At 70.8% G+C, this 21,934-nt stretch carries 22 protein-coding genes; 8 read left to right on the forward strand and 14 right to left on the reverse strand.

Annotated elements, in window-relative coordinates; all coding sequences use genetic code 11:
* On the forward strand, positions 1-1,187 hold a 1,187-nt coding region (locus ACLJQE_RS42830), incomplete at its 5' end, for an acyl-CoA dehydrogenase family protein (RefSeq protein WP_410645597.1).
* A gap of 42 nt (positions 1,188-1,229) precedes the next feature.
* Here ACLJQE_RS42830 and ACLJQE_RS42835 read toward each other — a convergent pair.
* The 8 genes from ACLJQE_RS42835 to ACLJQE_RS42870 all read right to left on the reverse strand — a co-directional run bounded on the left by ACLJQE_RS42835 (position 1,230) and on the right by ACLJQE_RS42870 (position 10,295).
* Positions 1,230-2,285, reverse strand: a complete 1,056-nt coding sequence (locus tag ACLJQE_RS42835; protein ID WP_410645598.1) for an alpha/beta fold hydrolase — start codon at positions 2,283-2,285, stop codon at positions 1,230-1,232.
* Positions 2,286-2,396: 111 nt separating this feature from the next.
* Positions 2,397-3,248, reverse strand: coding sequence for an SDR family oxidoreductase (locus tag ACLJQE_RS42840; protein ID WP_410645599.1), 852 nt, complete (start codon positions 3,246-3,248; stop codon positions 2,397-2,399).
* A 59-nt stretch (positions 3,249-3,307) separates the two neighbouring features.
* Positions 3,308-3,820, reverse strand: coding sequence for a GNAT family N-acetyltransferase (locus ACLJQE_RS42845; protein WP_410645600.1), 513 nt, complete (start codon positions 3,818-3,820; stop codon positions 3,308-3,310).
* A gap of 9 nt (positions 3,821-3,829) precedes the next feature.
* Positions 3,830-4,594, reverse strand: a complete 765-nt coding sequence (map, locus tag ACLJQE_RS42850; RefSeq protein ID WP_410645601.1) for a type I methionyl aminopeptidase — start codon at positions 4,592-4,594, stop codon at positions 3,830-3,832.
* Positions 4,595-4,644: 50 nt separating this feature from the next.
* Positions 4,645-5,799 (reverse strand): acyl-CoA dehydrogenase family protein, encoded by a 1,155-nt coding sequence (locus ACLJQE_RS42855; RefSeq protein ID WP_410645602.1) that lies wholly within the window; start codon positions 5,797-5,799, stop codon positions 4,645-4,647.
* Entirely contained in the window at positions 5,796-7,781 is a 1,986-nt protein-coding gene (locus tag ACLJQE_RS42860) for an acetyl/propionyl/methylcrotonyl-CoA carboxylase subunit alpha (RefSeq protein ID WP_410645603.1), read from the reverse strand. Before ACLJQE_RS42860 ends, ACLJQE_RS42855 begins: the two co-directional genes overlap by 4 nt.
* A 5-nt stretch (positions 7,782-7,786) precedes the next feature.
* Entirely contained in the window at positions 7,787-9,400 is a 1,614-nt protein-coding gene (locus tag ACLJQE_RS42865) for a carboxyl transferase domain-containing protein (protein WP_410645604.1), read from the reverse strand.
* A 124-nt stretch (positions 9,401-9,524) separates the two neighbouring features.
* Positions 9,525-10,295 (reverse strand): SGNH/GDSL hydrolase family protein, encoded by a 771-nt coding sequence (locus ACLJQE_RS42870; RefSeq protein WP_410645605.1) that lies wholly within the window; start codon positions 10,293-10,295, stop codon positions 9,525-9,527.
* 240 nt (positions 10,296-10,535) lie between these two features.
* On the opposite strand from ACLJQE_RS42870, the gene ACLJQE_RS42875 reads away from it, so the two are divergent.
* Together ACLJQE_RS42875 and ACLJQE_RS42880 are read left to right on the forward strand one after the other, a co-directional pair.
* Entirely contained in the window at positions 10,536-11,126 is a 591-nt protein-coding gene (locus tag ACLJQE_RS42875) for a TetR/AcrR family transcriptional regulator (protein ID WP_410645606.1), read from the forward strand.
* Between the two features lie 46 nt (positions 11,127-11,172).
* Complete coding sequence (locus tag ACLJQE_RS42880; RefSeq protein WP_013229665.1) at positions 11,173-11,679, forward strand: hypothetical protein; 507 nt, start codon at positions 11,173-11,175, stop codon at positions 11,677-11,679.
* Between the two features lie 101 nt (positions 11,680-11,780).
* Here ACLJQE_RS42880 and ACLJQE_RS42885 read toward each other — a convergent pair whose 3' ends face one another.
* The 3 genes from ACLJQE_RS42885 to ACLJQE_RS42895 form a co-directional block, all read right to left on the reverse strand.
* Positions 11,781-12,899 carry a homoserine O-acetyltransferase gene (locus ACLJQE_RS42885; RefSeq protein ID WP_410645607.1) on the reverse strand — a complete coding sequence of 373 codons (1,119 nt, stop codon included), beginning with the start codon at positions 12,897-12,899 and terminating at the stop codon, positions 11,781-11,783.
* Entirely contained in the window at positions 12,896-14,200 is a 1,305-nt protein-coding gene (locus ACLJQE_RS42890; protein ID WP_410645608.1) for a bifunctional o-acetylhomoserine/o-acetylserine sulfhydrylase, read from the reverse strand. The genes ACLJQE_RS42885 and ACLJQE_RS42890 overlap by 4 nt, the downstream gene beginning before the upstream one ends.
* Positions 14,201-14,316: 116 nt before the next feature.
* On the reverse strand, positions 14,317-14,700 hold the full coding sequence (locus ACLJQE_RS42895) for a glyoxalase superfamily protein (RefSeq protein WP_410645609.1): 384 nt from the start codon (positions 14,698-14,700) through the stop codon (positions 14,317-14,319).
* Positions 14,701-14,758: 58 nt separating this feature from the next.
* Here ACLJQE_RS42895 and ACLJQE_RS42900 point away from each other — a divergent pair, with 58 nt between their 5' ends.
* From ACLJQE_RS42900 to ACLJQE_RS42915, 4 genes are all read left to right on the forward strand, one after another.
* On the forward strand, positions 14,759-15,097 hold the full coding sequence (locus ACLJQE_RS42900; protein ID WP_410645610.1) for a PadR family transcriptional regulator: 339 nt from the start codon (positions 14,759-14,761) through the stop codon (positions 15,095-15,097).
* Positions 15,094-15,573 (forward strand): VOC family protein, encoded by a 480-nt coding sequence (locus ACLJQE_RS42905; protein WP_410645611.1) that lies wholly within the window; start codon positions 15,094-15,096, stop codon positions 15,571-15,573. The genes ACLJQE_RS42900 and ACLJQE_RS42905 overlap by 4 nt, the downstream gene beginning before the upstream one ends.
* A 189-nt stretch (positions 15,574-15,762) precedes the next feature.
* Positions 15,763-17,319, forward strand: coding sequence for a PucR family transcriptional regulator (locus tag ACLJQE_RS42910; RefSeq protein WP_410645612.1), 1,557 nt, complete (start codon positions 15,763-15,765; stop codon positions 17,317-17,319).
* A 164-nt stretch (positions 17,320-17,483) separates the two neighbouring features.
* The gene (locus ACLJQE_RS42915) at positions 17,484-18,401 is read left to right on the forward strand and encodes a zinc metalloprotease (protein ID WP_410645613.1); all 918 of its coding nucleotides are present in this window, start codon (positions 17,484-17,486) and stop codon (positions 18,399-18,401) included.
* Between the two features lie 58 nt (positions 18,402-18,459).
* Here ACLJQE_RS42915 and ACLJQE_RS42920 read toward each other — a convergent pair whose 3' ends face one another.
* Together ACLJQE_RS42920 and ACLJQE_RS42925 are read right to left on the reverse strand one after the other, a co-directional pair.
* On the reverse strand, positions 18,460-18,867 hold the full coding sequence (locus ACLJQE_RS42920) for a pyridoxamine 5'-phosphate oxidase family protein (protein ID WP_410645614.1): 408 nt from the start codon (positions 18,865-18,867) through the stop codon (positions 18,460-18,462).
* Entirely contained in the window at positions 18,864-19,799 is a 936-nt protein-coding gene (locus tag ACLJQE_RS42925) for a zinc-binding dehydrogenase (protein ID WP_410645615.1), read from the reverse strand. Before ACLJQE_RS42925 ends, ACLJQE_RS42920 begins: the two co-directional genes overlap by 4 nt.
* Before the next feature lie 172 nt (positions 19,800-19,971).
* On the opposite strand from ACLJQE_RS42925, the gene ald reads away from it, so the two are divergent.
* Complete coding sequence (ald, locus tag ACLJQE_RS42930) at positions 19,972-21,087, forward strand: alanine dehydrogenase (protein WP_410645616.1); 1,116 nt, start codon at positions 19,972-19,974, stop codon at positions 21,085-21,087.
* Positions 21,088-21,202: 115 nt separating this feature from the next.
* On the opposite strand, the gene ACLJQE_RS42935 is transcribed toward ald, so the two are convergent.
* A complete protein-coding gene (locus ACLJQE_RS42935) occupies positions 21,203-21,880 on the reverse strand; it encodes a response regulator transcription factor (protein WP_410645617.1) in 678 nt (225 codons plus the stop codon).
* Positions 21,881-21,934: the final 54 nt, after the last annotated feature.

Raw genomic sequence — 21,934 nt, forward strand, 5'->3', positions numbered from 1 at the left:
TCCCCAAGAAGGCCGGCGCGCTGATCAACCAGGCGTACCAGGCCGCGGCCGAGGTGTTCCGGCCGATCTCGCGGAAGTACGACCGCGCGGAGCACACGTACCCGGCCGAGCTGGACATGTTCGCGGCACTGCTGGACGGCCTCAACTCCTCCGGCGAGGGCGGCGCGGGCGCGGCCGGTGTCCGCCGCTCGAAGGACGAGAACGAGAAGGGAAACCGCAACGGCGCCAACCTGAACGTCGTCCTCGGCACGATCGAGATGTGCTGGGGCGACGTCGGCCTGCTGCTGTCGATGCCGCGCCAGGGCCTCGGCAACGCGGCGATCGGCTCGGTGGCGACGGACGAACAGCTCGAGCGCTTCTCCGGCATGTGGGCGGCGATGGCGATCACCGAGCCGGCCTTCGGTTCGGACTCGGCGGCGGTCAGCACGACGGCGAAGCTGGATGGCGACCACTACGTCATCAACGGCGAGAAGATCTTCGTGACGTCGGGCGAGCGCGCGGACGCGGTGGTCGTGTGGGCGACGCTGGACAAGTCCAAGGGCCGCGCGGCGATCAAGTCGTTCGTGGTGGAGAAGGGCACGCCGGGCTTCGAGGTGGTGCGCGTCGAGCACAAGCTCGGCATCCGCGCCTCCGACACGGCGGTCCTGCGCTTCGAGAACTGCCGCGTTCCCAAGGAGAACCTCCTGGGCACACCGGAAATCGACACCGCCAAGGGATTCGCGGGCGTCATGCAGACGTTCGACAACACCCGCCCACTGGTGGCGGCAATGGCGATCGGCGTGGCCCGCGCGGCACTGGACGAGACACGCCGCATCCTCACGGAGGCGGGCGTCGAGATCGACTACGACCGCCCGGCCCACACCCAGCACGCGGCGGCGGCGGAGTTCCTGCGCCTGGAGGCGGACTACGAGTCGGCGTACCTGCTGACGCTGGAATCGGCGTGGATGGCGGACAACCGCAAGCCGAACTCGCTGCAGGCGTCGATGGCGAAGGCCAAGGCGGGCCGGTCGGTGGTGGAGATCGCGCTGAAGTGCGTCGAGCTGACCGGGGCTTACGGCGAGGAGTCGCTGCTCGAGAAGTGGGCGCGGGACGCGAAGATCCTCGACATCTTCGAAGGCACTCAGCAGATCCAGCAGCTCATCGTGGCTCGCCGCGTGCTCGGGAAGTCGAGCGCCGAACTCAAGTGAGACCGCTGAAGGCCACCCCGGCCGGGGTGGCCTTCAGCGTGTTCAAGAGATCTGGTCGTCCAGGAACTCGTCCAGGTAGCGCCACGTCGTGCCGCGGGCCTTCCGGCCGGTCAGCACACCCAGGTGCCCGCCAGGGGCCGTCTTGAAGCGGACCTCCGGGGCCTTGTCCAGCAGCTGCACCACGCGCTCCACCGACGGACTTGGCGCGATCGTGTCGTTCTCGCCCGCCACCACCAGCGTCGGCACGCGGACCGCTGACAGCGAAATGATGCGGCCGTTCAGGTCCACCTTGCCCTCCGCCAGGTCGTTCGTGCGGAACAGGCGGTGGTACAGCTGGCCGAACGTGCGGCCCGGGTACGCGTACATGTTGCTCATGAAGTGGTCGACCGCCTCGATCTGGGCGAGGTAGTCGCGGTCGTCCAGGTTCTTCAGGATCGCGATCGGCTTCGTGATTTCCTTGCTGATGCCCGTCGCGCGGAAGACGCGGCTGACCAAATAGGACGGTGCGCCGCCGAAGGCGCGGTAGATCGGGGTCAGCAGGTGGCCGTTCGTGAGGTCGACCAGGGGGCGGAACGGCGCCACGATCGGGATGGCTGTGAAGTCCACCGGTGAGCCGATCGCGGTGATCGACGCGATCGGGAGGTCGGGCCGGTCGGCGTTCACCAGCAGTGAGAAGATCCCGCCCAGCGACCAGGACACCAGGTGGACGGCCTGGCCGCCCGCATCGGCACTCACCTTGCGGATCGCGCGCGGCAGCACCTCGTCGATCCAGTGCTCGATGCCCAGGCGCCGGTCGGAGAACGCCACCATGCCGTAGTCGACGAGGTAGGTGTTGCGGCCGCCCTCGATCAGGTGCTCGATGAGGCTGCAGCCGCGGCGCAGGTCGAAGCAGATCGCCGGCGCGGCCAGCGGTGGCACCAGCAGGATCGGCGGCCCGGACACCGTCCCGCCGCTGTGCGTCATCCGGTACAGCGAGCGGTTGGGGCCCTGGTCGATCAGCACCCGGGGCATCGGGCGCAGGTCGGCGACGCCGCCGTGCAGCAGCTTGCCGACCACGTTCGACGCCGCGGCGGCCAGCCGTGCGGGTGGTGAAACCATTTTGCTCGAGCCTCCCAAAAGCGGATCCGGAGGCAATCTTGCCGGGCCGGGCGGGCGGACTCAACATCAGCACACCCGCGGGCACCCGGCAAGCACGTCCAATTCGGACAGTCACTGGTCCGTCCGGGTTACCCCGGGCCCGCTCTCCGCGGCCCGTGCTTCGTACGCCGCGCGGGCCGGGGAATGGGCTGCCGAAGCCAAAAGCCGGTCCGCCTTCAACGCTCGCGCGAGCGTCTCGCCCGCCCGTCGCGGCAGCAGCCGCGTGAGCTTGCCCATAGTGCCCAGCGACCGGGGTACGAAAACGTCGAAACGGGGTTTGCGCAACGTGGCCACGATGGCGTCCGCCACCTCTTCCGGCCGCACGGACTTGAACATCTTCGCCTCGCCGAGGCCGCTCGCGAGTTCCGTCCGCACGATGCCCGGCATCACGCACGAGACGTGGACGCCGGTGCCGTGCAGTTCCAGGTGCACCGCCTCGGACAGCCCGACGACGGCGTGCTTGGTGGCGCAGTAGGTCGCGGCGCCGGGGAAGCCGGCCTTGCCCGCGAACGACGCGACGTTGACGATGTGCCCGCTGCCCCGCGGCCGCATCCGTTTCACCGCCTCGCGCGTGCCGTGGATGACGGCGTGCACGTTGATCTCCAGCTGACGCCGGGTCGTCGCGTCACTCTCGGTCTCCAGGTCGCCGAGCGGCATGATGCCGGCGTTGTTGATCAGCACGTCGATCCGGCCGTGGCGGCGTTCGACCTCGTCGAGGAACCCGGTGAACCCGCGGATGTCGGTGACGTCCAGCGGCAGCGCGTCGGCCCCCAGTTCGCCGGCGGTCTTCTCGGCCCGGACCTGGTCGAGGTCGCCGATCACCACCTTCGCGTGCAGGCGGGACAGCGCCGACGCGGTCGCCGCGCCGATTCCCTGCCCGCCGCCGGTGATGACGACGACCTTGCCCGCGAGTTCCTCGGCCACGGCGACTCCTTCGTCTGTTGGCACGACGTCAACAGTGTCGCCCGTCCTGCCGCGTCGCGCTACCCCACGCGCTGCTCCAGCACCTGCCCGACCCACTCGTCGACGGCGAACCGCACCGTCGGCTTGAAGCCGTGGTTCTCGTAGTACCGCTGCAGCTCGCCGTCACCGCCGGCCCAGCAGTCGACGCGCACGAGGTCGATGCCGCGCCGCCGCGCCTCGTCGAGGGCGTACTCGATCAGTCGCCCGCCGACGCGCCGCCCGGTGAACCGCCGCGACGTGATCAGCAGCCGGATGTATAGCTCACGCTCGTCGACCGGCGGCACGTGCGGGTCGTGTTCCTCCGAGACGATCAGCGCGCCGGCAGGCTCGCCGTCGACCACCGCGATGCGCAGGCCCGGGTCCGCGGCCATGCCCTTGACGCGCTCGATGCGCTTCGGGACGCGGCTCCACGGCTCGGTCCCCCACTGCTTCGCACTGCCGCGGGCCACCAGCCATTCGACGGCTTCGTCGAAGAAGCCCAACAGCGTGTCCCCATCCCCAGAATCACCCGATCGGATGACGGTGTTGTCCATGCTTCCTGTCTACCGCACAGTGAGCACGCGCGGGCCGTCTTCGGTGATCGCGATGGTGTGCTCGACGTGCGCGGCCCGGCTGCCGTCGGCGGTCAGGATCGACCAGCCGTCCTCGGCGTACCGGTAGGCGTCGCCACCCCGGGTGAGCATCGGCTCGATCGCCAGCGCGAGGCCCGGCTTGAGCCGCATTCCGCGCCCCGCGCGACCTTCGTTCGGCAGGTGCGGGTCCTCGTGCATCGCCCGGCCGATGCCGTGCCCGCCGTGGTCGTCGAGCATGCCGTGGCCCGCCGCCCGCCCGGCGACGCCGAGGGCGTGTGAGATGTCGCCGAGCTTCGCACCGGGCTGCGCGGCGGCGATCCCGGCGGCCAGCGCCCGCTCGGTCGCCTCGATGAGCGCGAGGTCGGCGGGATCGGCGTTGCCGACGACGAAGCTGATCGCGGCGTCCCCGTTCCAGCCGTCGAGGATGGCGCCGCAGTCGATGCTGACGAGGTCGCCGTCCTGGATGCGGTACGCCGTCGGGATCCCGTGCACGACGACATCGTTGACACTGGCGCAGAGGACGTTCGGGTAGGGCGTCGGCGCGGACCGCGGCTGGTAGTGCAGGAACGACGGTTTCGCCCCGGCTTCGCCGATGACCTGGGCGGCGACTTCGTCCAGCTCACGCAGCGAGACGCCGATCGCGGCCGCCTCCTTGACCGCGTGCAGGGTGTTCGCCACCACCCGGCCGGCTTCGCGCATCATCGCCAGCTCGGACTCGGTTTTGATCTCGACCATGACGATAACTATACCGGTATAGTTATCGCTGTCCAGTGAGGCCCCGGGGCTCAAGCCACCCCGAGGTGGCGCGAAATCAGCATCTTCTGGACCTCGCTGGTGCCCTCGCCGATCTCCAGGATCTTCGCGTCGCGGTAGAAGCGGCTCACCGGGAACTCGTTCATGAACCCGTACCCGCCGAAGATCTGCGTCGCGTCGCGGGCGTTGTCCATGGCCGCGTTCGACGCCACCAGCTTGGCGATCGACGCCTCCTTCTTGAACGGCTCGCCGCGCAGCATCTTCGACGCCGCCTGGTAGTACGCCAGGCGGGCCGTGTGGGTGCGGACCTCCATGTCCGCGATCTTGAACTGGATGGCCTGGTACTCGCCGATCCGCTTGCCGAACGCCACGCGGTCCTTCACGTACTTGAGGCTCTCGTCCACACAGCCCTGCGCGAGACCGACCGACAACGCGGCGATCGCGACGCGGCCTTCGTCCAAAATGGACAGGAACTGCGCGTACCCGCGGCCACGGACGCCGATCAGGTTCTCCGCCGGTACCCGGACGTCCGAAAAGGACAGCTCGTGGGTGTCCGAGCAGTTCCAGCCGACCTTGGAGTACTTCGGCGCCACCGCGAAGCCCGGCGTGCCGGACGGGATGAGGATCGCCGAGATCTCCTTGCGGCCGTTCTCCATCACGTCGGTGACCGCGGTGGCCGTGACGAACCGGGTGATGTCCGTGCCCGAGTTCGTGATGAACGCCTTGCTGCCGTTGACCACCCACTCGTCACCGTCCAAAGAGGCGCGCGTGCGCGTCGCCCCGGCGTCCGAGCCGCCGCCCGGCTCGGTCAGGCCGAAGCCACCCAGCGCCGTTCCTTCGCACAGCGAAGGCAGCCACTTCTCCTTCTGCGCCTGGGAACCGAAGCGGTAGATCGGCATCGCGCCGAGGGAGACGCCGGCTTCCAGGGTGATCGCGACCGACGAATCGACCCGCGCCAGCTCCTCCAACGCCAGGCACAGTGCGAAGTAGTCGCCACCCATGCCGCCGAACTCCTCGGGGAAGGGCAGGCCGAACAGGCCCATCTCCCCCATCTTCGCGACGATCGCGTACGGGAATTCTTCCTTCTCGTACAGGTCGCCGATCACCGGCGCGACCTCCGCGTGCGCGAAGTCCTCGACGGTCTTGCGGAGGGACTCGTACTCCTCGTCCAGGCGGAAGTCGATCACTGCTGCTCCTCTTGGGGCGTAACGACGGCAAGGGTTTCGTCCAGTGCGACTTGTTGGCCGGCCCGGACGGGGAGTTCGCCGACCACGCCGTCGATCGGCGCGGTGACCGTGTGCTCCATCTTCATCGCTTCGACGACCAGCAACGGCATCCCGGCCTGCACGACGTCACCCGCGGCGACCTTCACCACGAGCACCGTGCCCGGCATCGGGCTTTTGACCGGACCGGCCCCGGCGGCCTCGCCGCGCGATGCCAGCACGAATTCCTGCTCCCCGAACGGGAAGCTGAACCCGTTGCGCGCCAGCCAGACCGTCCGGTCCGGACCGCAGGCCTGGCGGTAGCGGTGGAACCCGCCGGCGTGCCGGATCTCGAGGACGTCGCCGTCGCGCCGGGCCGAAACGTGGACCGGAGCCTCGTCGTCCAGGAAAACCGTCGCGGCGGAAGGCGTGCCCTGGACCCGGACCACGGCGCGGGCGGCACCGGACTTCAGCCGGAACGTCACCCCGCCGGAACCACCCATCCGCCAGCCGTCCGGCACGTCCCACGGGTCCACCACCGGCCCCGCGGGCTGCAGCTCCAGGAACCGGTCCAGCGCGGCCGCGACGAAGAACTCGGCGGGCACGTCGGAGGAGACCAGGGTGGACAGCCGCCGGTCGACCAGCTCGGTGTCGAGCCGGCCGGCGCGGACGTCGGCGTCGGCCAGCAGCCCGCGCAGGAACGCCGTGTTCGTGCCGATGCCCAGCAGCGCCGTGTCGGCCAGCGCCAGGTCGAGCCGGTGCAGTGCCGCCGCGCGGTCCGGACCCCAGGCGATGACCTTGGCCAGCATCGGGTCGTAGTTCGAGCCGACCACCGCACCCGGCGTCATCCAGGAGTCGACGCGGACGCCGTCACCGGACGGCTCGTGCACCGCCAGCACCGTGCCGCCGGTCGGGATGAAGCCGCGCGCCGGGTCCTCGGCGTACACGCGGGCCTCGACGGCGTGTCCGTTGAGGACGACGTCTTCCTGGGCCACCGAAAGCTCTTCACCCGCCGCCACCCGGACCTGCCACTCGACCAGGTCGAGGCCGGTGACCAGCTCGGTGACCGGGTGCTCGACCTGCAGCCGGGTGTTCATCTCCATGAAGAAGAACTCGTCCGGATCGTGGGCCGACAGGATGAACTCGACGGTTCCGGCGCCGACGTACCCCACCGAGCGCGCGGCCTCGACCGCCGCCGAACCCATCTTCTCGCGGGTCGCGGCGTCCAGCAGCACCGACGGCGCTTCCTCGATGATCTTCTGGTGCCGCCGCTGCAGGCTGCACTCGCGCTCGCCGAGGTGGATGACGTTGCCGTGCGTGTCGGCCAGTACCTGGATCTCGATGTGCCGCGGGGTCGTGACGAACCGCTCCATCAGCAGCGTGTCGTCGCCGAAGGACCCCTTGGCCTCGCGCCGCGCGGACTCGATCGCGGCGGCCAGCTCCTCGGGTGCGTGCACCAGCCGCATGCCCTTGCCGCCACCACCGGCGGACGGCTTGAGCAGCAGCGGGTAGCCGACTTTCGCGGCGGCGGCGGCGAAATCGCCGTCGGGGATGTCCACATCGGATGCGCCGGGGACGACCGGGACGCCGGCCTCCGACACCGTCGCCTTGGCCCGGATCTTGTCGCCCATGGCGTCGATCGCCGCGACCGGCGGACCGATGAACACCAGCCCGGCGGCCTCGCAGGCCCGCGCGAACTCGGCGTTCTCCGCCAGGAAGCCGTAACCCGGGTGCACGGCCTGCGCACCCGACGACACGGCGGCGTCCACAATGGCCGGAATCGAGAGGTAGCTCTTCGCAGCTTCCGCGGGTCCGATGCGCACCGCCGCGTGCGCCTCGCGGACGTGCCGGGCGTCGGCGTCCGCGTCGCTGTACACGGCGACCGCCCGGATGCCGAGGGCCCGCAGCGTGCGGATGACCCGGACCGCGATCTCGCCCCGGTTCGCGACCAAAACTGAGTCGAACATGACCCTCACATCCGGAAGACGCCGTAGTTGACCTCGGACAGCGGCGCGTTGGCCGCGGCCGAGAGGGCGAGGCCGAGCACCGTGCGGGTGTCCGCCGGGTCGATCACGCCGTCGTCCCACAGCCGCGCGGTGGAGTAGTACGGGCTGCCCTGCGCCTCGTACTGCTCCCGGATCGGATCCTTGAACGCCTCTTCGTCCTCTGCAGACCATTCGCCGCCACGGGCTTCGATCGAGTCTCGGCGGACCGTCGAGAGCACCGACGCCGCCTGCTCGCCACCCATCACCGAGATCCGCGCGTTCGGCCACATCCACAGGAACCGAGGGGAGTACGCCCGGCCGCACATCGAGTAGTTGCCCGCGCCGAACGAGCCGCCGATCACGATGGTCAGCTTCGGCACCCGCGCGCACGCCACCGCCGTGACCATCTTCGCGCCGTGCTTGGCGATGCCACCGGCCTCGTACGCGCGCCCGACCATGAAGCCGGTGATGTTCTGCAGGAACAGCAGCGGGATCGAGCGCTTGTCGCACAGCTCGATGAAGTGCGCGCCCTTCATGGCCGACTCGGCGAACAGCACGCCGTTGTTCGCGATGATGCCGACCGGGTGGCCGTGGATCCGGGCGAAGCCGGTGACCAGCGTGGCCCCGTACTCCTTCTTGAACTCGCCGAACCGGCTGCCGTCGACGATCCGGGCGATCACCTCGCGGACGTCGTAGGGCACGCGCGGGTCGGTCGGCACGACGCCGTACAGCTCGGCCGGGTCGACCGCGGGCGCTTCGGTCGGCAGGACATCCCAGGGACGCGGCGCGCGCGGCCCGAGCGTCGACACGATCGAGCGAACGATCCGCAAGGCGTGCGCGTCGTCGTCGGCGAGGTGGTCGGTGACGCCGGACTGGCGCGCGTGGACGTCGCCGCCGCCCAGGTCTTCGGCCGTCACGACCTCGCCGGTCGCCGCCTTCACCAGCGGCGGGCCGCCGAGGAAGATCGTGCCCTGGTTCCGGACGATCACGGCCTCGTCGCTCATCGCCGGGACGTACGCGCCGCCGGCGGTGCAGGAGCCGAGCACGGCGGCGATCTGCGGGATGCCGCGCGCGGACATCGTCGCCTGGTTGTAGAAGATCCGGCCGAAGTGTTCACGATCCGGGAAGACCTCGTCTTGTCTGGGCAGGAACGCGCCGCCGGAGTCCACCAGGTAGACGCACGGCAGGTTGTTGTGCAGCGCGACCTCTTGGGCGCGCAGGTGCTTCTTCACCGTCATCGGGTAGTACGTGCCGCCCTTGACGGTGGCGTCGTTGGCGACGACCACGCACTCCCGGCCCGAGACCCGCCCGACGCCGGTGATGATGCCCGCCGACGGCGCTTCGTCGTCGTAGAGGCCGGTCGCCGCCAGCGGGGACAGCTCGAGGAAGGGCGAACCCGGGTCCAGCAGCGTGTCGACGCGGTCGCGGGGCAGCAGCTTGCCGCGCTCGACGTGCCGCGTGCGGGCCTTCTCCGGCCCGCCGAGCCGGGCGGCCGACAGGCGTTTGCGGAGGTCTTCCACCAGCTCCGCGTGGGAGGTGGCGTTGCGGGCGTAGGCCTCGCTGTCCGGGGCAGCCGTAGTCCCCAGTGCCGGCGTGTCCATGGGCTCCCTCGAAGTTAGCGGGCGTTAACCTCCGCTCCGATGTTAGCGACCGCTAACGTGGGTGTCCAGTCGCCGGAACGCGAACGGCCACCCCGGCGGACCGGGGTGGCCGTCACGGGGCCGATCAGCCGATCGCCGCCCGCAGCGGGGCGTAGTAGCCGCCCGACTGCCCGGCCGCGGTCGGGTGGTAGGACTCGATCACCGGCCAGGCCAGGCTGTGCAGGTAATCGCCGGCCGACGAGCAGATGTTGTGCCCGGCGAACGACGGCCGGACGTCGACGAACGTGGCGCCCGCCGAGCCCGCCCGCGACTGGATCACCGACGCCAGCGCGTCCGCGCCGGAGTTGATCGCCGTGCGCTTCGTGTCGCTCAGCCCCACCCAGCAGGAGCCGGGCACGGTGTAGAAGCGCGGGTAGGACAGGACGACGAGCTTGGCGCCCGGCGCCTTGGCCTTGATCGCGTTGTAGGTGTTGGTCAGCAACGGCGGCAGCGTGTTGTTGACGTAGGTCTTGGCCGTGTTGACCCGGTTCACGCAGTCGGAATCACTGCCCAGCGTGCAGGCCTGGATCACGTCCGCGAAGCCGGCGTCGTTCCCGCCGACGGTCACCGTGACAAGCGTGGCCGACGAGGGGATCGAGTTCGCCTGGTTGATCACGTCGCCCGTGCGGGCCCCGGAACAGGCCAGGAACGTGAACGAGGTTCCGCTGTGGGCGTTGGCCCACAGCTGCGGATAGGCCTTGGAGCTGCGGTAACAGCTCCCGGAACTGCCGTAGCTGCCGGCCCCGACCCCGGAGGAGTAGGAGTCGCCGAGCGCGGCGTAGACGGTCCCGGCGGCGTGGGCGAGGCCCGTGACGCCGAGCGTGGAAAGGACAACGGCCCCCAGGGCCGTGCTCAACCGTAGGAGGGATCGCCGGAAATTACGGGTGGGAACAGCCATGGGTCACTCCTTTGTGACAGGGCCGACCCGAATAGGACAGCAGGTAAAAGCCTGACAAGGAAGCCTTCGTTACCGGTAGGTACCCACTCGGCCCACACCGGAAGTGTGAAACGTCAGCGATCGGTCAGCCGCCGTTCCCCGCGCCGCAAGGCCGGCGGGACGTTAGCGCTCGCTAACCTGCCGCTCTAAACTGACCGGATGCCGGCCAACCCCACCCCTCTCGTGAACGGCGAGAAGGCGAGCAGGCGCGAACAGATCCTGTCCGCGGCCGCCGAGCTGTTCGCCCACCACGGCTTCCACGGCGTCGGCATCGACGACATCGGCGCCGCGGTCGGCATCTCCGGCCCGGCCCTCTACCGGCACTTCCGCAGCAAGGACGCGATCCTCGGCGAGATGCTGAACTCGATTAGCCGCTACCTGCTCGACGGCGGCACGGCACGGGCCGCCCGGCCGGGTGAGCCCGACGACACGCTGACCGGCCTCGTGCGGTTCCACGTCGATTTCGCGCTCGCGCACCCGGCCTTGATCACCGTTCAGGAGCGCAACCTCGCCAACCTCACCGACGCCGACCGCAAGCAGGTGCGCGCGCTCCAGCGCCAGTACGTCGAGGTGTGGGTGCGCGTGATTCGCGAAGCCGTCCCGGACCTGGGGGAACGGCAGGCGCGGTCGGCGGCACACGCCGTGTTCGGATTGATCAACTCGACCCCGTACAACCGCCATCTCGGTGACGACGAGCTCGCCGAACTGCTTTGCCGGCTCGCGCTGGGTGCCCTTCGCGCGGCCGGATGACCCTCCGCGGATCAAGGTATCCCGCCGAGCGCCCGCGTGGTGTTTGATGGGGCACGTGGACCCGGATTGGAGCGAGCAGGAGCGCCGGCTCGTCGAGAAGGCTCAGCGCGCGTTGACCGCGCTGAGCCTCGGCGACGACGCCGAAGCGCTGGGCGAGGTCGCCCCCTCGGCCGCCGAGCCGCAGGCTCGCGCGGACGAGACGAAGGCCCTCATGCTGCTGCTCTTCGGAGAGTGCAGCGCGATGGTGTCCACCCTCGGTGACGGGGGCAGCGCCCCGGTGAAGGTCCAGGTGTTCGACGAGGACGGTGAAGAGGTCTCGATCGACCAGGCCGACCCGCCGGTGCGGACCGCGGTCCGGACATTGCTCGCCGAGGTCCACGGCAACACCGAAGCCGCACAGGAGCAGGTCGAGATCGCCCTCGCCAACGCGGCCCCGGACGAGGTCGACAGCCTCGTCCTGCAGGCGCTGCGCTGGACCATCCGGCTGTCGGTGGAGTGCCTGGACCGCGACCTGCCGGTGGCCCCCTGGATCTCCGAGGCCGTCTCCGACTAGAGCCCCCATACGCCCCAATGTGGCCTTGGGTGCGTTGAACGCACCGAAGGCCACCTTGGGTGCGCTCAACGCACCGAAGGCCACATTGGGGCGCTTGGGCGCTAGCCGAGCAGGTGCTTCACCAGGGCCGCGATCTGGCCGGTTTCGATGAGGAACGAATCGTGCCCGTAGGGCGACGACACGACCGACGGCTCCGGTGCCCCGGCGATCCCGGCCGCGATCTCCGCCGACTGGTACAGCGGGTAGAGCCGGTCGCTGTCGACGCCGCCGATCACCGCCCTGGCCGTCACCCGGCCCAGCGCCGCCGCCACGCCGCCGCGGCCGCGGCCGACGTCGTGGGTGTTCATCGACTCCGTCAGCACCAGGTAGCTGTTCGCGTCGAAGCGGCGGGCGAGCTTGGCCGCGTGGTGGTCCAAATAGGACTCGACGGCGAACCGGCCGCCGTGCAGCGGGTCCTCCGCGTCCTGGTACCCCCGGCCGAACCGCTGGGCCAGTTCGGGTTCGCTGCGGTAGGTGACGTGCGCGATCCGCCGCGCGATGCCGAGTCCGCGGGACGGCCCTTCCGGCGCCGAGTAGTAGTCGCCGCCGTGGAAGAACGGGTCGCTGCGGATCGCGTGCAGTTGCGGGGCCGCCCAGGCGATCTGCTCGGCCGACGCCCGCGCGGTCGACGCCAGCACCAGCACCGAAGCCACCCGCGAGGGCCGCGACACCGCCCACTCGAGCGCGCGCATCCCGCCCATCGAGCCGCCGACGACGGCCGCCCAGCGGTCGATTCCGAGGTGGTCGGCCAGTGCCGCCTCGGAAGCCACCTGGTCCCGCACCGTCACCACCGGGAACCGGCTGCCCCACGGTCGCCCGTCGGGCGAAGGCGACGACGGCCCGGTCGAGCCCTGGCAGCCGCCCAGCACGTTCGGGACCACGACGAAGAACTCGTTCGTGTCCACGGCCTTCCCCGGCCCGATCAGCCCGTCCCACCAGCCCGCGCCGGGGTGCCCCGGTCCGGCGGGCCCGGCCGCGTGGCTGTCCCCCGTCAACGCGTGCTCGACGAGGATCGCGTTGGACGCGTCGGAGTTCAGCGTCCCCCACGTCTCGTACGCGAGCGAGAAGGCAGGCAGCACGCCCCCGGCCTCCAGCGCGAGCGCGCCGGGGCCGGTGACGAACTCCCGGCGGCCCGGCAGATCACCGATCCGCCAGGCGCCGGTGACGGGCTCAGCCGTCACAGTTCCGCCTTGGCCGCCCGGAATCCGGCCTCGAGGTCGGCCTTGAGGTCCTCGATGCCCTCCAGCCCGACGGCGAGCCGGACCAGCCCGGGCGTGACGCCGCTGGAGAGCTGCTCTTCCGGGTTGAGCTGGCTGTGCGTGGTCGACGCCGGGTGCACGATCAGGCTGCGGACGTCACCGATGTTCACCAGCTGGCTGTGCAGTTCGGTGCCGTCGACGAACTTCCGGCCCGCCTCGACCCCGCCGCGCAGGTCGAAGGAGAGGACCGCGCCGGCGCCGCGCGGGAGGTACTTCTGCGCGTTGGCGTGGTGCGGGCTCGACGGCAGGCCGGCGTAGTAGACCTTTTCGACCTCGTCGCGCTGCTCCAGCCACTCGGCCAGCGCCTGCGCGTTCGAGACGTGCCGCTCGAGGCGCAGCGACAGGGTTTCGATGCCCTGCAGGATCAGGAAGCTGTTCAACGGCGCGATCGCCGCGCCGGTGTCGCGAAGGATCTGTACGCGCGCCTTCGCCGCGTACGCGCCCGGGCCGAGCGCTTCCCAGTACTTCAGGCCGTGGTAGCTGGGGTCCGGCTCGTTGAAGCCGGGGAACTTCGCCGGGTCCTTGCCGAAGTCGAAGGTGCCGCCGTCGACCAGCACGCCGGCCACCGTCGTCCCGTGGCCGCCGAGGTACTTCGTCGCGGAGTGCACGACGACGTCGGCGCCGTGCTCGATCGGGCGCAGCAGGTACGGCGTCGGCACGGTGTTGTCGACGACGAGCGGAACGCCGGCTTCGTGCGCGACGTCGGCGACGCCCCGGATGTCGAGGACGTTGCTGCCCGGGTTGGCCAGCGTCTCGGCGAAGAACAGCTTGGTGTTCGGCCGGACGGCGGCGCGCCACTGCTCCAGGTCGTCCTGGTCCTCGATGAACGTGACCTCGACGCCGAGCTTCGGCAGCGTGTAGTGGAAGAGGTTGTAGGTGCCGCCGTAGAGCGACGGGCTCGAGACGAAGTGGTCGCCCGCGCCCGCGAGGTTGAGGATCGCCGCCGTGGTCGCGGCCGAGCCGGACGCGAACGCCAGCGCCGCGACGCCGCCTTCGAGCGCGGCGAGCCGCTGCTCCAGCACGTCCTGGGTCGGGTTCATGATCCGCGTGTAGATGTTGCCGGGCTCGGCGAGGCTGAACAGGTCGGCACCGTGCTGGCTGTCGCGGAAGACGTACGACGTCGTCTGGTAGATCGGCGTGGCCCGCGCCCCGGTGGCCGGGTCCGGCGCGGCACCCGCGTGGATCTGCTTGGTCTCGAAGGACCACGCCGAAGTCTCGGCCATCGGTTTTCTCCTTGCGGTTCAAGGGTTCGCGGAGGGGGCTGCCGGGCCGAAACTACTTGCGCCGAACGGCCCACCCAACCCTTCCCACCTCCTGGGAGACACGTTGCCCTGTCCCGCTAACCGCGCTGCTGCAGCGCGAAGCGGTTCCCCTCGGAGTCGGCGAACATCGACCACCAGCCCCACGGCTGCTTCTCCGGCTTCGCGGGAAACTCCACGCCCTTCGCCGACAACTCCTCGTACGTCTTCTCGACGTCGTCGGCGTACAGGAAGAAGTTCGACGTCGGCAACTGGTCGCCGGCGCCGCGGGGGCGGTCCTCGGGGTTCTCGCTGAGCACGAGGATCGTCCCGTCCGGCGCGGTCACCTCGACCCAGCGGCGGCCCTGGTCGTCGTAGGGCACATCGGTCGTCACCGCGAAGCCGATCACCTCGGACCAGAACCGCTTGGCGCGTGCCTGGTCTTCGACCCCGACCACGACCTTGCCGACTCCCCGGATGGGCATGATCCCGCCTCTCTATATCCACCATGGATATAACCAGGCTGGAGTGTAGGCTCGGTCCATGGCCGACGGCAACCCGCTGACCCCCGCGGCGTTCCAGGTGCTGCTGGCCCTGGCCACCGGGCCGGGCGGGCGCGCGCACGGCTACGGGATCATGGGGTTCGTCGCCGAGGTCACCGGCGGCGCCGTCCAGCTGGGGCCCGGGACGCTCTACCGGACGCTGGCCCGGCTGGCCGCCGACGGCCTGGCCGAGGAGCTCCCGGGCGAGGACTCGCGCCGCCGCTACTACCGGATCACCCCGGCGGGCCGGGCCGCGGCCGCGCGGGAGACGGCCCTGCTGGCCCGGCTGGTCGCCGCGGCCGGGGACGCGGGGCTGACCGCCCGCCCGGAGTCGGCGTGAGCCGCCCGCTCGGCCTGGTGCCGCACCTGTTCGTGCGCGATGTGGACCTCGCCCTTTCCTTCTACACCAAGGCGTTCGGCGCGGTGGAGCTGTTCCGCACGGTGCTGCCGGACGGCACGGTGCTGTTCGTCGAGCTGGCCGTCGGTGACGCGCGGCTGCTGGTCAGCCAGGAGATCGCCGCGCTCGACGCACTGGCGCCGTCGACGATCGGCGGCACCCCGATGCTGCTCACGCTGGAGACGGCCGACCCGGACGACCTCGCCCGCCGCGCGGTCTTCGCGGGCGCGACGGTCGAAGCACCGGTCTCCGAAATGTTCTTCGGCGAGCGTTACGGCCGCGTCGTCGATCCCGACGGGCACCGCTGGGCCCTGACGACCAAGCGCGAGCAGTACACCCCGGAGGACATCGACGCGCGCAAGCCGGCTTTCGGAGGTCCGGGTGGCGAGGCCCCCGGCTCGGGGCGGAGCCCCGGCTGACACCGGCCTGATCACCCGGCTCACCCCTGGCTTCCCGGTGACGGGCCGCCTGCCGGCCCCGGGGAACCGCTCGCGCACGTGCTGCGCCCAGAACAGCCCCTGTCGTAGCCGTTTCCACGATCCGCCGGGCATCGCCCACCCCGCCGACCCTAGCGAGCCTTCCAGGGGTTTCTCGGCAAGAATGCTGTCGTGGTTTCGGTGCGCAGCGTGGTCGACCGGGTGGGGCCGACGCTGCTCCATGCGCTCCAGGTACCCGACGACTCGCCCGCGGTCGCCGACGTCGTCATCGCCGAACCCGGCGGGGCGCTCACGCTGTCCGCCGGCGACCTGGTGCTCGGCGTCGCCACCACCGGGCCCGAAGACGCCGCCGAGCTGGTGAAGCAGAGTGCCGGGCAGGGCGCCGCCGCCGTACTGCTGAAGCCGCCGCTGGCCGCGAAACCGGCGGTGAAGCGGGCCGCGAAGGCCAGCGGGATCGCGTTGGTCCAGGTGCACGCCGCGACGTCGTGGGCGCAGCTCGTCTGGCTGCTCCGGACCGTCCTGGACGCCCTCGCCGACGAGTCCGAGGACCTCGACCCCGGTTCCGGCGACCTGTTCCGGCTGGCCGACGCCGTGGCCAGCGTCGTCGACGCGCCGGTGACCATCGAGGACACCAACTCGCGCGTGCTCGCCTACTCCGCGCGCCAGGACCTGACCGACCCCGCCCGCGTCGCCACCATCATGGGCCGCCGCATCCCCGACGACGTCCTCGCGCGGTTCCGGTCGCGCGGGGTGTTCCGCGAACTGTCGCGCGGCCGGCAGACGATCTTCGTCCCCGCCCAGCGCGACGGCACGCTGCCGCGGCTGATCGTGCCGATCCGGATGGGCGGCGAGCTGCTGGGCTCGATGTGGGCGGTGGTCTCCGGGCCGGTGTCCGACGAGCGCGCGGCCGCGTTCGCCGACGCCGCCCCGGTCGTCGCGCTGCACCTGCTGCGCCGCCGCGCGCACACCGACGCGCAGCGGCGCGCGTCGGCCGAACTGCTGCGCGCGGTGCTCGAAGGGCGGGCGAACCCGCGGAAGGCGATGGCGGAGCTGGACCTGTCCGACGAGCCGCACCGCGTGGTCGTCATCGAGGTCACCGGCGGCGACGGGCGCGACGCCGAGGGCCTGCGGCTCGCCCTGCTCGAACGGATCTCCCAGGGCATCGGCAGCCGCCCGGTGGCGACCGAGCTCGCCGGGCTGCTCTACGCCGTGGTGCCCGACCGGCCGGGCCCGGGTGGCTGGGCCGAGCTGCGGCAGGCACTGGCCGCGCAACCGGCGTCCCGGCGCGGCGGTGCGCCGCGAGCGGCGGCGGGCTCCCCCAGCGGGATCGGCGACCTCGCGGCCTCACGCGCCCAGGCCGACGAAGCCCTCGGCCTGCTGCGCGCCGAAATCCTCGCCGAGCGCGTGATCGCCTTCGACGAGGCCTGGACGGCGCTGACGCTGCACCGCGGCGCGACGGCGGCGGCCGCGGCGCGGGTCGCCGACCTCGGACCCCTGCACACCCTGCGCGCGCACGACGAAGCGGGCAAGGCCGGCTACGTCGAGACGCTTTACGAGTGGCTGCGGCACCCCGGCGACCCGCGGGCGGCGGCGCGGGAGCTGCGGATCCACCCGAACACCCTGCGGTACCGGATGCGGAAGCTGCTCGAACTGGTGCCGCTGGACCTCGACGACCCCGACGTCCGGCTGGCGCTGCTGACCCAGCTCGTCGCCGTGCGCTGGAGCTGATGGGCCGTTCGGCCCAACGCCCGGCTTATGCACTACTCCGCATGGATGGCGCCGATCGTTCCGATTGTCTTTTTCAGCCGAAAGACGGTGGATTTCCAAGATCGCTTGCCGCATTTTCTCCTGACCACCCGGAGTAGCCGGGTCGTGGCAAGAGGAGTTCGTCCATGAGCAGTTCGGAGCGGTTCGGTCGGGCCGTCAAGCTGGGTGCGGTGTCCGCGCTCTCCCTGGTCGCCCTGGTCGTCCCGGCCGCAGGAGCCGGGGGCGCCGTCGCGGCGCCGGGCAGCGACTGCTTCACCCCCACGCACGCCGCGGACCGCAGCCGGGACGGCCACGCCGGCACGGTGTCCCCGGCCGAGGCGGCCCGCATCGAGGCCGACATGCAGAGCAAGCTCGCCGGCAAGCGCACGGCGTTCTCCGCCCAGGCGGCCGCGGTGTCGATCCCGGTGTACTTCCACGTGATCACCAGCGGCTCGACCGGCAACCTGCCGTCGTCGACGATCAGCAAGCAGATCTCGGTCCTGAACAGCGCATACGCGTCGAGCGGCTTCAGCTTCTCGCTCGTCAGCACCGACTACACGAACAACTCGACCTGGTACAACGGCATCACCGACGGCACTTCGGCCGAGCGCGCCATGAAGAACACGCTGCGCAAGGGCGGCAAGAACGCGCTGAACATCTACACCGCCAGCCTCGGCGACGACCTGCTCGGCTGGGCGACGTTCCCGTCGAACTACAGCAGCCAGCCGAAGCTGGACGGCGTGGTGCTGCTCGACGAGTCCCTCCCGGGCCGTTCGGCCACGAACTTCAACGAGGGCGACACGGCCACCCACGAGGTCGGCCACTGGATGGGGCTGTACCACACGTTCCAGGGCGGCTGCTCGGGATCGGGCGACTACGTGTCCGACACCCCGGCCGAAGCCACGGCCACGTCGGGTTGCCCGGCGGACAAGGACACCTGCACGTCGACGGGCAAGGACCCGGTGCACAACTTCATGGACTACAGCCACGACAGCTGCATGAACGAGTTCACGGCGGGCCAGACCACGCGGATGAAGAACGCTTGGTCGGCCTACCGCGCCTGAGTGTCCGCGTCCCGCGGCGGAAACCGTGAAGGCCTCCTCGAGCTCATCGAGGAGGCCTTCACGGCACTCGGTAGCTGAGGTCGTTCATCACCAGCCGTGAAGGCCGCAGGTACACCCAAACCGCGCCGACCTCCCCGTGCAGGTACTCGCGGAACCGCGGATCCCACCGCTCCTCGTCCACCCCCAGGTATCGCACCAGCTTCCGCCGGCCACGCGCGACGTCGAACGGCCGCAACTCCGCATCGCCGCTCGCCAGAACCTGCTGAACGACCCCCGTGCCGAGTTCGCACACGTCCACGGTCAGCGCGATCCGTGGCCGCTCGCGAAGCCGCGACGGCAAGCGGGACCACGGGCCGCTGAGGATCCAGAACGCGCCGTCCTCCCAGAGGTACCAAGTCGGCCGGACCGTCGGCCCGTCCGTGGCCACCCGGGCCGTCAACGGCCGCGCGAGGAAGTCGTCGATCATGCGACCAGCAACGTCTTCCCCACCGCGGTGCGCGACTCGATCGCCGCGTGGGCGTCGGCCGCCTTCTCCAGCGGGAAGCGCTGCCCGATCACCGGCACCAGCTTTCCCGCCGCCGCCGAGGCCAGTGCCGATTCCGTGAAGGCCCGCAGCTCCGCCGGGTCCCCGATCGACCGCACCAGCGAAACTCCCCGCGCCGCGGCGTCCTCTTCGGACACTTCGGCCCACGATCCGCCCGCCAGCCCGTACACCGCCATCCGGCCGCCCGGGCGCACCAGGCCGAACGCCGCCGTGCCGATCTCGCCGCCCACGCCGTCGAAGACGACGTCCACCGGGCCGGCCGCGGACGTCCAGTCCGGCCGCAGGTAGTCGACCACCGCGTCGGCTCCGCGCACGTGCGCCACCTTCGCCGGCCCGCCCGCCGCGCCGATCACGGTGGCGCCCGCCGCCTTCGCCAGCTGGACGAGCAGGCCGCCGACGCCACCCGCCGCCGCCTCGACCAGGACTCGATCGCCCGGGCGGACCCTGGTCGCCTGCACCAAGCCGGTTGCCGTCCGGCCGTCCGCGAGGAGTGCCACCGCCGCGTCGAGCGGCAGCGTGGGCGGCACCTCGAACACCGCCGCCGCGTCCACCGCGACGCGCTCGGCGTACCCGCCCGAGCCGCCGGTCGACGTGACGACCCGCCGCCCCACCAGCCCTGGGTCCACCCCCGCGCCGACCGCGCCGATCACCCCGCCGACGCCGTTGCCGGGGATCACCGGCAGCGAAGCCCGGAACGGCCCCGGAGCGCCCGCCCGGAACTGCGTCTCGACGAACGTGATGTTCGCGAACGCCACCTCCACCAGCACCTGCCCCGGCCCGGGGACCGGATCCGGCGCCTCCCCCGGTACGAGGACTTCCGGACTGCCGAACTCTCTCAACCACACCGCACGCATGCCGCAACGGTGCAACTTCAAGTGAAGTCGAGGTCAAGACCCTTGTCGCGGCAGCACCATGAATACCGTCCAGATCTGTCGGGACAGCACGATGACACCGCCGTCCGGGTGGTTCACCGTGAGTGGCAACACCGCACCGATTCCGGACGCAGACCGACCCAGGAGGCCGACCGTGCGTATCGCCGTTCCCCGTGAGATCAAGAAGCACGAATACCGGGTCGCGCTGACCCCGGCCGGGGTGCACGAGCTGGCCGGCCGCGGGCACGACGTCTTCGTCGAGACCGGCGCCGGCGTGGGCTCGTCCATCACCGACGAGGAGTACGTCGCCGCGGGCGCGAAGATCCTCGCCACCGCCGACGAGACCTGGGCCGAGGGCGAGCTCGTCCTCAAGGTCAAGGAGCCGATCGCGGAGGAGTACCCCCGGCTGCGCGCCCACCAGGTCCTCTTCACGTACCTGCACATCGCCGCCGACCGGCCGCTGACGGACGCGCTGCTGGCCGCCGGCACCACCGCGATCGCCTACGAGACGGTGCAGAGCGCGAACGGCGCGCTCCCGCTGCTCGCTCCGATGTCCGAGGTCGCGGGCCGGCTGGCCCCGCAGGTCGGCGCGTTCTCCCTGATGAAGCCCAGCGGCGGCCGCGGTGTGCTGCCCGGCGGTATCCCCGGCGTGCACCCGGCGCGCGTCGTCGTCATCGGCGGCGGTGTCGCGGGCCTGAACGCCGCCCGCGTCGCGCTCGGCCTCGGCTCGGACGTCGAGATCCTCGACACCAACGTCGACCGCCTCCGCCAGATCGACAACGACTTCGGCGGCCGCATCCGCACGGTGACGTCGAACCGGCTGTCGGTCGAGGAGTCCGTGCTGCAGGCCGACCTGGTCATCGGCGCGGTGCTCGTCCCCGGTGCGAAGGCGCCGAAGCTGGTCTCGAACGAACTCGTCGCCCGCATGAAGCCGGGCAGCGTGCTCGTCGACATCGCGATCGACCAGGGCGGTTGCTTCGCCGACTCGCGCCCGACCACGCACGACGACCCGACCTACACCGTGCACGAGTCGCTCTTCTACTGCGTCGCGAACATGCCGGGCGCGGTGCCCCGGACCTCGACCTACGGCCTCACCAACGTCACGCTGCCGTACGCGGTCCAGCTGGCCGAGCACGGCTGGAAGGCCGCGCTGCAGGCCGACGCGGCGCTGGCCAAGGGCCTCAACACGCACGCCGGTGCCCTGACGAACGGCCCGGTCGCGGTCGCCCACGACCTGCCGCACACGTCACTGGACACCGTCCTCGCCTGACCAACCTCACCCGAGCGGGTTCCTGTCGCACCACGACAGGAGCCCGCTCCCCCTTTTTCCAGCAGCAGCAGCAGCAGCCGCCCGCCCGAACACGACGCTCCGAAGAGGACACGAGCTAAGCACCCGCAGTCACCACGTGGTAACCGGCACCGCGAACGGTCCGAATGGTCTCGGCCCCGAACGGAACATCGATCTTGCGCCGCAGCGCGCTGACGTGCACCTCCACCAGGTTGGCGGTCGCGGAGGCGGCAAAGTCCCAGAGGTTGTCGAGCAGCTCCACCTTGGTGACAACCTGCCCCGGCCGCTGCATCAGGTACGCGAGAAGAGCGAACTCCTTACTGGTGAGCGCGATGCCGACGGACCCGCGCCGACAGGTCCGGCCGGCTTGGTCAAGCTCCAGATCCCCCAGTCTGAGCACCCCGGCCCGGACAGCACCCCCACGCCGAATGAGCGCGCGAAGCCGCGAAAGCAGCACCCCATAGGAGAACGGCTTGGGCAGGAAGTCATCAGCCCCGGTATCAAGGGCTTCGATCTCATCATCCTCCCCATCCTTGGCGGTGAGCATCAGAATGGGCGTCCGGTCCCCCTGTTCCCGCAGCCGCCGACAGACCCGATACCCGTTCAGCCCAGGAAGCATGATGTCGAGCACAATGGCGGCATAGCGATGTTCCCCGGCATACCACAGCGCATCCCGCCCATTGCGGGCAACATCAACGGCATACCCCTCAGCCCCCAACCCAGCCCGAAGAGCCTCGGCAAGCCGCCGTTCATCTTCAACAAGCAAGATCCGCACCAACCAACGGTGCCACAAGGCCCCCAGAGCAGAGCCACGGCAACCCCACACGAC

This window comes from Amycolatopsis sp. lyj-346, from assembly GCF_046548975.1.
Lineage (GTDB): Bacteria > Actinomycetota > Actinomycetes > Mycobacteriales > Pseudonocardiaceae > Amycolatopsis.

Excerpts from the sequence above, each read along its gene's own strand:
- ACLJQE_RS42835 (WP_410645598.1), bottom strand. The coding sequence starts at position 2,285 with ATGGTTTCACCACCCGCACGGCTGGCCGCCGCGGCGTCGAACGTGGTC.
- ACLJQE_RS42845 (WP_410645600.1), bottom strand. The coding sequence starts at position 3,820 with ATGGACAACACCGTCATCCGATCGGGTGATTCTGGGGATGGGGACACG.
- map (WP_410645601.1), bottom strand. The coding sequence starts at position 4,594 with ATGGTCGAGATCAAAACCGAGTCCGAGCTGGCGATGATGCGCGAAGCC.
- ACLJQE_RS42860 (WP_410645603.1), bottom strand. The coding sequence starts at position 7,781 with ATGTTCGACTCAGTTTTGGTCGCGAACCGGGGCGAGATCGCGGTCCGG.
- ACLJQE_RS42865 (WP_410645604.1), bottom strand. The coding sequence starts at position 9,400 with ATGGACACGCCGGCACTGGGGACTACGGCTGCCCCGGACAGCGAGGCC.
- ACLJQE_RS42875 (WP_410645606.1), top strand. The coding sequence starts at position 10,536 with ATGCCGGCCAACCCCACCCCTCTCGTGAACGGCGAGAAGGCGAGCAGG.
- ACLJQE_RS42880 (WP_013229665.1), top strand. The coding sequence starts at position 11,173 with ATGGGGCACGTGGACCCGGATTGGAGCGAGCAGGAGCGCCGGCTCGTC.
- ACLJQE_RS42890 (WP_410645608.1), bottom strand. The coding sequence starts at position 14,200 with ATGGCCGAGACTTCGGCGTGGTCCTTCGAGACCAAGCAGATCCACGCG.
- ACLJQE_RS42895 (WP_410645609.1), bottom strand. The coding sequence starts at position 14,700 with ATGCCCATCCGGGGAGTCGGCAAGGTCGTGGTCGGGGTCGAAGACCAG.
- ACLJQE_RS42900 (WP_410645610.1), top strand. The coding sequence starts at position 14,759 with ATGGCCGACGGCAACCCGCTGACCCCCGCGGCGTTCCAGGTGCTGCTG.
- ACLJQE_RS42915 (WP_410645613.1), top strand. The coding sequence starts at position 17,484 with ATGAGCAGTTCGGAGCGGTTCGGTCGGGCCGTCAAGCTGGGTGCGGTG.
- ACLJQE_RS42920 (WP_410645614.1), bottom strand. The coding sequence starts at position 18,867 with ATGATCGACGACTTCCTCGCGCGGCCGTTGACGGCCCGGGTGGCCACG.
- ACLJQE_RS42925 (WP_410645615.1), bottom strand. The coding sequence starts at position 19,799 with ATGCGTGCGGTGTGGTTGAGAGAGTTCGGCAGTCCGGAAGTCCTCGTA.